This is a genomic window from Shewanella sp. ZOR0012 (assembly GCF_000798835.1).
GTDB classification, from domain to species: Bacteria; Pseudomonadota; Gammaproteobacteria; order Enterobacterales; family Shewanellaceae; genus Shewanella; species Shewanella xiamenensis.
In genome coordinates this window covers 2,365,846-2,376,154 of record NZ_JTLE01000094.1, presented here as the reverse complement: position 1 = coordinate 2,376,154, position 10,309 = coordinate 2,365,846, and the positions used below count along the sequence as shown (strand labels likewise).

At 47.1% G+C, this 10,309-nt stretch carries 9 protein-coding genes; 5 read left to right on the top strand and 4 right to left on the bottom strand.

Going from position 1 to position 10,309, the window contains the following annotated elements; translation table 11 throughout:
• Positions 1 to 133: 133 nt before the first annotated feature.
• Complete coding sequence (locus L976_RS12070; protein WP_047537015.1) at positions 134 to 907, top strand: Zn-ribbon-containing protein; 774 nt, start codon at positions 134 to 136, stop codon at positions 905 to 907.
• 85 nt (positions 908 to 992) lie between these two features.
• Here the strand turns inward: L976_RS12070 and syd are convergent, their stop codons facing one another.
• Entirely contained in the window at positions 993 to 1,643 is a 651-nt protein-coding gene (gene syd / locus L976_RS12065; RefSeq protein WP_047537012.1) for a SecY-interacting protein, read from the bottom strand.
• Positions 1,644 to 1,702: 59 nt separating this feature from the next.
• Here syd and queF point away from each other — a divergent pair, with 59 nt between their 5' ends.
• Entirely contained in the window at positions 1,703 to 2,563 is an 861-nt protein-coding gene (gene queF, locus L976_RS12060) for an NADPH-dependent 7-cyano-7-deazaguanine reductase QueF (RefSeq protein ID WP_037416675.1), read from the top strand.
• A gap of 47 nt (positions 2,564 to 2,610) precedes the next feature.
• On the opposite strand, the gene L976_RS12055 is transcribed toward queF, so the two are convergent.
• On the bottom strand, positions 2,611 to 3,555 hold the full coding sequence (locus L976_RS12055) for a LysR family transcriptional regulator (protein WP_047537009.1): 945 nt from the start codon (positions 3,553 to 3,555) through the stop codon (positions 2,611 to 2,613).
• A 122-nt stretch (positions 3,556 to 3,677) separates the two neighbouring features.
• Here L976_RS12055 and L976_RS12050 point away from each other — a divergent pair, with 122 nt between their 5' ends.
• Positions 3,678 to 5,669: an alkyl/aryl-sulfatase gene (locus tag L976_RS12050; RefSeq protein WP_047537006.1), complete on the top strand. Its 1,992-nt coding sequence runs from the start codon at positions 3,678 to 3,680 to the stop codon at positions 5,667 to 5,669.
• Positions 5,670 to 5,733: 64 nt separating this feature from the next.
• Here L976_RS12050 and L976_RS12045 read toward each other — a convergent pair whose 3' ends face one another.
• Together L976_RS12045 and L976_RS12040 are read right to left on the bottom strand one after the other, a co-directional pair.
• Positions 5,734 to 6,279, bottom strand: coding sequence for a hypothetical protein (locus L976_RS12045; protein WP_047537003.1), 546 nt, complete (start codon positions 6,277 to 6,279; stop codon positions 5,734 to 5,736).
• 159 nt (positions 6,280 to 6,438) lie between these two features.
• Positions 6,439 to 7,437 carry a 4'-phosphopantetheinyl transferase family protein gene (locus tag L976_RS12040; RefSeq protein ID WP_047537000.1) on the bottom strand — a complete coding sequence of 333 codons (999 nt, stop codon included), beginning with the start codon at positions 7,435 to 7,437 and terminating at the stop codon, positions 6,439 to 6,441.
• Positions 7,438 to 7,806: 369 nt separating this feature from the next.
• On the opposite strand from L976_RS12040, the gene L976_RS12035 reads away from it, so the two are divergent.
• The gene (locus L976_RS12035) at positions 7,807 to 8,676 is read left to right on the top strand and encodes a transcriptional regulator (RefSeq protein WP_047540437.1); all 870 of its coding nucleotides are present in this window, start codon (positions 7,807 to 7,809) and stop codon (positions 8,674 to 8,676) included.
• The coding region (locus tag L976_RS12030; RefSeq protein ID WP_047540435.1) for a beta-ketoacyl synthase N-terminal-like domain-containing protein at positions 8,673 to 10,309 on the top strand (1,637 nt) is incomplete at its 3' end. The genes L976_RS12035 and L976_RS12030, both read left to right, overlap by 4 nt.

Genomic DNA, 10,309 nt, shown 5'->3' with positions numbered 1-10,309 from the left:
AGTTAGCCCAGTTGCAACAAGGCATTGAACAGGCCCTCGCGTTAAAAAACAACGAGATCATGCAACTCAGAAATGAACTTATCGAGCTGAAACAACGTGTCAGTCAACTCGAATCCCAAGGAAAATCCGCTTAATGTTTGTCACCGAATTGCGCTTTGAATGCTTTGCCGATACAACCATCAGTGCGGCAGAACGTGCCATCAATCAATTACTCGAAGCCTATCGCGCTAATGGTCAAATCCTCGGCCGCGAATTTGCCGTAGCCTTTAATGAGGGCGAATTTCGAGTACGTCTACTCACGCCGGAAAAAAACAGTTTGGCCCATCGTTACCACAGCCCTTGGGTGAAAAAAGCGCTGGCGGAATTAACCGAGGCTAAACTACTGGCGCCACGTGAAAAGTTTATCGGTCAGGATATTAATTCTGAGGTCAGTAACACTGAGCCACCCAGCTGGCAGTTGCTCTACACTAGCTATGTGCATATGTGTTCCCCCCTGCGTAGTGGTGATAACTTATTGCCTATTCCGCTGTATCAAATCCCTGCGACCTTTAATGGCGATCATAAGCGAGTTATCCGCTGGCAAACCGAGTGGCAAGCCTGTGATGAGTTACAAATGGCGGCCGCCACTAAGGCAGAGTTTGCAGCGCTAGAAGAATTATCGAGCCCAAACAGTGATTTATTTAGACGAGGTTGGGACTTACGTGGCCGAATCGAATACCTTACTAAAATTCCCACTTACTATTATTTGTATCGCGTCGGAGGGCAGGATCTGCAATCTGAGCTGGCACGCCTCTGCCCGCGTTGTGGCAGCCACGACTGGAAACTCGATGAACCGCTATTAGATATGTTCCACTTTCGCTGCGAACCTTGCCGCATAGTGTCTAACTTGTCTTGGGATCATCAATAGCCTTGCCTTATTGAAGCGTAAACTCGACAGGCTAGATATGCATGTCGAGTTTACTATCTTTAGGCCTTGCTGCATTTCAACGCGCTTAACGCTTACCAATCAGGTTGTGCCACATACGTTTAAAGCTGGCAAAAATCCCAGGATGCTCGAGCGCTGGCATAGGCAATTCTTCATGTTTCACGGGCGGCGCGATACGTGGCGATAACGCCTCAATAAACGCCGCTAAACTCGGCGCCAATTGGGTAGAGGGAAGCTCGCCGGGGATTTCCACCCATACACTACCATCGGCATTATCCACCGTTAGCATCTTATCGCCCTCATCAAGCAAACCAATAAACCAGGTGGGCGGTTGCTTAAGTTTTTGCTTCATCATTAAGTGACCGATAATATTTTGCTGCAACGCGTCAAAATCCACCTCGTTCCATACCTGTAGTAATTCTCCTGTGCCCCATGGTGAATCAAATAGCACGGGCGCCGCAAAATACTCACCATAGAAGTAATTGATATCAGACCATAATTTAAGTTCAAGTGCATGCTCAACATTCGCAAAGCTGCCTACTTGTTCACGTTTAACAGGTAACCAGCTCACCGCCTCATCGGATGATTCATCAAACTCTCCTTGAATGCACAAAGATGGCTCACCTCGCGGGTAATATCGCGGTAATTCGCCTAAAGTTGATAGGTAAGACTGATGATAGTTTTGCAAAAATTTATCGAGAGCAGGCAGACAAGACACTTAAGCACAATCCAATTTCGGGTATAATGTGCGCCTATTTTGACATGGAAACAGTATTGATGACACAGAATCACGATCCCTATAGTGATGCAAAAGAACTTGCGAGCTTAACTTTAGGTAAAGCTACTGATTACCAAGCCGAGTATGATGCATCGCTGCTGCAAGGGGTTCCTCGCTCACTTAACCGTAACGCTATCAACCTGACTGCGGAGAGTTTACCTTTCCACGGAGCCGATATCTGGACGGCCTATGAGCTGTCTTGGCTAAATGCCAAGGGTAAACCTATGGTGGCTATCGCCGACATTCAGCTAAGTCATGCAAGCCAAAATCTGATCGAGTCAAAATCCTTCAAACTGTATTTAAACAGTTTTAATCAAACCAAGTTCGACAATCTCGATGCGGTGCAAAAAACCTTAGTTAAAGATCTAAGTGAATGTGCCCAAGGCGATGTTAACGTTAAGATTATTGAGCCTAAAAGTTTTGGAATTCAACGTGTCGTCGAACTGCCAGGCACTTGCATTGACGATCTGGATATTGAAGTCAGTGATTATGATTTTAATCCTGATTATCTTGAAAACAGCACAGATGAAAAACAGATTGTCGCTGAGACACTCAATTCTAATCTATTGAAATCAAACTGCTTAATTACCTCTCAACCCGATTGGGGCAGTGTGATGATCCGTTATCAAGGGCCAAAAATCGATCGCGAAAAATTACTGCGCTATTTGATTTCGTTCCGCCAACATAATGAGTTTCACGAACAATGTGTCGAGCGAATTTTTGTCGACCTAAAACATTACTGTCACTGTGCTAAGTTAACTGTATACGCCCGCTACACCCGTCGTGGCGGCTTAGACATTAACCCCTACCGCAGTGACTTTGAGCATCCGGGTGAAAGCCACAGGTTAGCCAGACAGTAATAGATACCTTCTTACAACAATAAGATAAACACGCAAAAAGCGCTGATTCACTCGCTACGAGCCTGAACCAGCGCTTTTTCATTTGTTGTCATGGTACTGGCACTAAGTAATAAGCTTCGTAACCATTGATGACTCGGGTTTTGGGTATATTTACTGCTCCACACCATATATAAATCAATTGGTCTTGTTTTTAGTGGCATAGGTAGTATTTGTAGGCCAAACATTTCAGCGTATTGACTGGCATAACGTAAAGGGGCGATACCTATCGCCTCACTTTTACCTACGGTTGCAAACATACTTAATAGAGAGGACTGTTCACTGTACATCCTGCGCCTTGGTAACACGCCTTCAGTAAACAAATCCCCCGCCGTCAAATTAAAACGCCGCAAATTTAAAAATACGTGTTTCTCCTCAAAATACTGTTGATGAGTAATGGCTCCATGAATACGAGGATGCTGCTTACTGGCAATACAGACTAAACTTTCAGTAAAGAGTAATTTGCTTGAGAGCAAAGTTTGCTGAGCGGGTTTAATATCGATCGCCACCGCAACCCGCTCAAGCAAGATATCACGATATAACTCAGCCTCCTGTGGCGGCGACTCACGAAAAATCACTTCGATATCCGCATCCAACAATAAAGCTTGCACACCTGCTTGCAGCGTTTCAATAACCGACTCATTGGCATATACATAAAAGCGCCGCTGGCTTGAGCGGGGATCAAAATGCTCAAACCCAAGTAATACGGTTTCGATATCGGCCATGGGTTGCTCAAACTTGCGATACATCTCTCGAGCTACTGCGGTTGGTTCAATTCCACGCCCAACCCGAGTAAACAGCGACTCTCCTACCCATGATCTCAATCGGCCAATGGCATTACTCACGGAAGACTGAGTTAAATCTAACTCCTGCGCCGCTTGGGTAAACGAACGTGTACGATAAACCACCATAAACACACGTAATAAGTTTAAATCTAACGGCTTTTGTGTCGGCATAGGGAAAACACTCATTCACAAGATAAATATTACAACCCAAGCTAACTCGAGTTATCTAAATATACAAGCTGGCTATACTCAAACCATCAACGACACAATCCCACTTATCGGTAGGTAAAATGATGCAAAAATCTTTGATGACAATCAGTATTCTCGCCAGCTTCTCCTTAAGCGCAGTCGCCGCTGAACACGAGCATGAACACATCAGCCTGCACTATCAAGGCAAGCCTGCTACCAAACAAACCATAGAGGTGAACAAGGCCACAGCAGCCACCCTTAACTTTGCCGATAAAAAAGCCTTTGAAGCGTTTTCGAAGAATCTTATCGCCGAACTCGATGAACCTACGGCAGCGATTTTACGGGCCGATTTCAGCTTTATTGGCGATAAAACTCCTGACACAGTAAACCCGTCACTGTATCGTCAAGCCCAGCTGAATATGGTGTCTAACGGCTTATACAAGGTCACCGACGGCATCTATCAAGTGCGCGGCACCGACTTAGCCAACTTAACCCTTATCCGCGGTAAAACAGGCTGGATCCTGTATGACGTGCTACTCACCAAAGAATCGGCAAAGTTGTCCCTTGAATTTGCGCTTAAACATTTACCAGAGGGCAATGATTTACCTGTGGTCGCGATGATTTATTCCCACAGCCATGGAGATCATTTTGGCGGTTCCCGCGCCATTAAAGACATGTTTCCAAACGTCAAAGTCTATGGTTCCCATAACATCACCAAAGAAATTGTTGACGAAAACGTCCTCGCAGGAAATGCCATGAGCCGCCGCGCCGCCTATCAATATGGCGCCACATTAGAGCGCAATGAGCAAGGCATTGTCGATGCCGCACTTGCCAAAGGCTTATCCAAAGGCGAAGTCACCTATGTAAAACCCGATATCACCCTTAACAGTAAAGATAAATGGGAAACGCTAACTATTGATGGTGTCGAAATGGTGTTTATGGATGCCTCGGGTACAGAAGCTGCGTCGGAAATGGCCACCTATATTCCCTCAATGAAGGCCCTATGGACGGCTGAACTCACCTACCATGGCATGCACAACATTTACACCTTACGTGGGGCAAAAGTACGGGATGCCATCAAATGGTCTAAAGATATCAATGCATTGCTAACACGCTTTGGTGATGATGCGCAGGTACTGTTTGAAGCACACTCCGCGCCCGTGTTTGGTAATACGGATGTCAACGCCTACTTAAGAATGCAAAGGGATAACTATGGCCTAGTCCATAATCAAACCCTGCGTTTAGCCAATAATGGGGTGGGTATTCAAGATATTGGCGATGCGATTCAAACCACAATCCCCAAAGCCGTGCGCGATACTTGGTACACCAATGGTTATCACGGCACCTATAGCCACAATGCTAAAGCCGTGTACAACATGTATTTAGGCTATTTTGATATGAATCCGGCCAACTTAAACCCACTACCCACAAAGGATGAATCCGCCAAATTTGTTGAGTATATGGGCGGCGCTAACGCCGTGCTTAAACATGCCAAAACCGACTATGCCAAAGGCGAATACCGTTTTGTAGCCACCGCACTCAATAAAGTGGTGATGGCAGAACCTAATAACACTGAAGCCAGACAATTACTTGCCGATACCTATGAACAACTGGGTTATCAAGCCGAAGGCGCTGGCTGGCGCAATATTTATCTGACGGGTGCCCAAGAGTTACGCGCAGGAGTCCAGCCCGGTGCACCTAAATCAGCCTCAGCTGATATTCTAGGTGAAATGGATATCTCAACCCTGTTTGACTTTCTCGCCGTCAAAGTCGATAGCATCAAGGCCGCTGAGCTTGGGCTGTTAAGGCTTAATGTGATTAATCCTGACACTAAAGAAACGCTCTATGTAGAGCTAAGCAATGGTAATTTAAGCAATATTCAAGTTGATAAGCCGATGGAGGCTGATACCAATCTTTATATTGATAAGCGTTATATTACCGGTATTTTACTCGGTAAAACGACCCTTAAAGACTTGCTGGCTAACGGCAGTGCCAAACTGGAAGGCGATAAAACCGCTTTCGGTAAAATTATGTCAACCTTAGTCCAGTTCGATGCCAACTTTGAAATTGTCCCACTACCGCCGATTACCAAGTAGATAATTCAACGCCCTGAATATTCAGGGCGTTTTTATAGGATGAGGATGTGAAATTCACACAAGATTAGTTTGTAGAAGTCGTTGCAGCAGGAGTAGCTTTACACTCCAGTAATAACTGCTGAAAATGCGCGCCTAAATCCTGCTGGGCAAATTGCTCACTCGCCAGTGCCATTTGTTTAAGGCTTTGCATTGCTTGATCTAATCCTTGCTGCTCAATAAGGTTTTTCGCATAGGCCGCGGCATCGGCGCCCTTTTGCAGCAAGCTTGCCACTTGATCAAAACTCACCTCTTGTTCCATTAGCTTCTGTAGGTCGCCGAGTAATTCTGCCACCTTGGCCGACTCCACTAAGGCACCTTCGACATTGACTAACTTACCTAAGGGATCTTGCGTCAGTTTCTCTGTCACGCAGGCCGACACTGTGCCCGCCGCCGCACTTTGAGCCACAACATCGAGTCCGCGGCTACGAATTTGCTCAACCACTTGCTGCAGTTGCGGATCTTGAGCAAGCCATGCCTGCTCTAATTGCTGTTTTTCATCGCCACCAAAGTAGCCACAGCCACCGAGCAGCAGCAAAGTGCTAGTCGACAAAAGGCATTTGAATTTCATCATTAACAACCTTATCAGTGAGTTCTCTTACATGACTATAGCGAGCGAGGTTTAATCTAAAATGAATAATCAAGGAAGGAATAACAAACTCAGCTAAAAGAACCGTAATCTAAATTCAAAGTGACTCATTGCAAGCAAAAGCCTTATCCGCCACTGAGTACATTAGACGACTGAGCATGCCGCCAGTAATCCGGTGATACTGGTTAGCTGCATCGAAATAGTCACCCTCTCCAACCTGTCATCCTGCACTAAGCTGTCACCATCAACCAAGCCGAGCCCAAAACGATATTCCTCATCAAGTCGACCAAAATAACTCCGCCAATGTTGGGCATGGGAGCTTGTGGCATCCTGAGCAGTTTCAGGTTCAATCAGTAGCTTAATATTGGAATATAGTGGAATACGCGATGGGAGTTGAAGATAAGAACAGGGCATAGCTTGGCTCGGTGAAGCAAAGTTCTCTTGTAGCTTGAGCTCAACCCAGTGACGGGGTTCGGCAGCTTGCAGCGCGCCATTATCAACCGCCAGCAAACTGTTTGGTGCTAAGTCAAAGGCGAAGGATTTCAGTGACTGTGAAAGGCCCAACCCCGTTGCCTTGATGTAGGACTCCTTGAGTGTCCAAAGATCAAAAAAGCGCTGCCGCTGCGCATCTTCACCTTCAAGGGCTAATAAGCCTTCGGCTTCAATCGGGGAAAAATAATGATTAAGGATCGGGTAAATATTAGTGCTGGCGCGGGAGCGCTCGATATCCACCCCCAAGCCTAAACGGGGCTGCGCAGTGTTAGCGGCGGCGCCCTTGTCATCGTCTTGCCCTAAGGCAATCAACAACCAGTCGCCACTGTGGCTTAAGTTAAACTCAATGCCAGTACACAGAAACTGCTCATGGCTGAGGCCGGGTTTGCCCTTTTCACCGTATTCAAAACACCAGTCCTGCGGCGCAATCTGTCGTTGGGAGGAGTAAGGTGAAGATTCACCGCGAGATTGCAGTCCTTGGGATAAGACGCAGCGCAGCGCCGCTCGCACCAATAAGCCATTCATTTGTGCCTTGGGCGCCCGGTAACGCGCCACTTTAGCTCGCTCGTCCTCACTTAAGAGCGCCATACACGCATTCGTGCTGGCCGTATCCATTTCGGTTAATGGAATAAAAAAAAGCTCAATATTCATTAAGTTATCTCAATAACACCTGAGTTTAACGGCAGCCCTATTCTACTCAGTTCTGCTCGGCTGACGAACAATATCTGAACCTTACCAATAACCAACTGAATTTTAAAAACTATTTTTGATGAAATCGCATTTAGCTGCTTTGTTCGAAAACAATTTGATCATTAAAAAACCATTTCAAGTCCCATATGATTGTATCGAGCAAAAACCTAGGGTAATCTGCATCACCACTGTGTACTGTAAAACACACAAAAACACGGGTTTTAAGCCTCTTTTAAGCATGAGTGTTGACTCAGTTAAAATGGCAATATCATGCAGTCCCGATAGATTATGTGGGGTGAAAATAATAATGATGGGACCGCACTAACAAGTATGAGTTTTCCAAAAGTCGACACTCAAGTTTCTGATAATGCTCGTATAAAGAAATTGAGCACAGAGAAAAAGTCTCGCCATAACGCGGCAAGGCACCGTAATGCCACCACCACGCCGGAAATGCGCCACTTTATTCAGCAATCTGAATTGAGTGTCAGTCAGCTTGCCAAAATTTTAAATATTACCGAAGCCACAGTGCGTAAATGGCGTAAGCGCGAGTCAGTGAACGACAGCCCGAATACCCCACATCACCTCAATACCACCCTCACTCCAATTGAAGAATATGTGGTGGTGGGACTGAGGTATCAGCTAAAACTGCCGCTCGATAGGCTACTTAAAGCGACGCAAACCTTTATCAACCCTAATGTGTCCCGCTCGGGGTTAGCCCGCTGCCTTAAGCGTTACGGGGTATCGCGCCTCGATGAGTTTGATCAAGAACTTGTCCCTAAACAGTATTTTAATCAATTACCGATTGCCCAAGGCAGCGACGTACAAACCTATACGGTTAACTCCGAAACCTTAGCAAAAGCACTCGCACTGCCAAGCACAGATGGCGACACCGTAGTGCAAGTGGTGTCATTAACGCTGCCACCGCAATTAACCGAAGCCGAGCCTAAATCAGTGCTCCTTGGTATAGATAGCAAGACAGATTGGATTTATATCGATATTTATCAAGACAGTAACACCCAAGCGGCCAATCGCTACATCGCCTATGTGCTGAAGGATGGGCCGTTTCATCTGCGTAAATTGCTGGTGCGCAACTACCACACATTTTTAGCCCGCTTTCCTGGTGTGCAAACCCCAAAAGCCATCGCTAAATCCCTTAATAAGGCAACAGCCAGCCGCTTTGCCAGTGGAGACTCTTTATGAGCCATACCCCATCACAGCCTCAATTATCAACCGATGAAAAAGCCGATAAGAGACTGAATAAACGATTAAAAGATATGCCAATCGCCATCGTTGGCATGGCGAGTATCTTTGCGAACTCCCGCTATTTGAATAAGTTTTGGGATTTAATTTGCGACAAGATTGATGCCATCACCGACGTGCCCGAATCCCACTGGTCGATTGATGACTATTACGATGCGGATAAGTCCAAGGCCGATAAGAGCTACTGCAAACGCGGTGGGTTTATGCCTGAGGTCGACTTCAATCCGATGGAGTTTGGTCTGCCGCCTAATATTTTGGAACTCACCGACAGCTCGCAATTGCTCTCACTGGTCGTCGCCAAGGAAGTCCTACAGGATGCCAATCTGCCAGACGACTACGACCGTGACCGCATCGGCATCACCCTAGGGATTGGCGGCGGTCAAAAACTAAGCCATAGCCTCAACGCACGCCTGCAATATCCTGTGCTGAAAAAAGTATTTAAAAGCAGTGGCCTGAACGATGAAGATAGCGAACTACTGATCAAAAAATTCCAAGATCAATATGTCCACTGGGAAGAAAACTCTTTCCCCGGCTCCCTTGGCAACGTGATTGCCGGACGCATCGCCAACCGTTTCGATTTAGGTGGGATGAACTGCGTCGTCGACGCCGCCTGCGCAGGCTCGCTTGCCGCCATGCGTATGGCGCTCACCGAACTGACCGAAGGTCGCAGCGACATGATGATCACCGGCGGTGTCTGTACCGACAACTCGCCTTACATGTATATGAGTTTCTCAAAGACACCCGCCTTTACCACCAACGAGCAAATCCAACCCTTCGATATCGACTCTAAGGGCATGATGATTGGCGAAGGCATCGGCATGGTCGCCTTAAAACGCCTCGACGATGCCGAGCGCGATGGCGACCGTATCTATGCGGTAATCAAAGGCGTTGGCGCATCATCGGACGGTAAATTTAAGAGCATTTATGCGCCGCGCCCCGAAGGCCAAGCCAAGGCATTAGAGCGCGCCTATGATGACGCTGGCTTTGCGCCGCACACCGTTGGCTTGATTGAGGCCCACGGCACAGGCACAGCCGCAGGCGATGTGGCCGAATTCAATGGCTTAACCTCAGTATTATCTAAGGATAATGAGCAGTTACAGCATATCGCCTTAGGCTCAGTTAAATCTCAGGTCGGTCATACTAAGTCCACCGCGGGCACAGCGGGTGTAATTAAGGCTGCATTGGCGCTGCACCATAAAGTCTTGCCGCCAACGATTAACGTTAGTCAGCCTAACCCAAAATTAAACATTACCCACTCGCCCTTTTATCTTAATACCGAGGCGCGCCCTTGGATCCAACGCAGTGACGATACGCCGCGCCGCGCAGGGATCAGCTCCTTCGGTTTTGGGGGCACTAACTTCCATTTAGTGCTCGAAGAATATCACCCCGAGCACGCGCGCGATGACGCCTATCGCCAACGCAGCGTGGCACAAAGCTGGCTGTTTGCCGCCGCCGATAAAACCGCGCTGCTGAGCGAGTTAAAAACCGCGCTGCAGCAAGCAACTGCGGCCAAAGCAGAACTTTCTGATGCCCATTTTGTTGCCTTTGCAAAAGCCTACGCCCTGCGTGAACT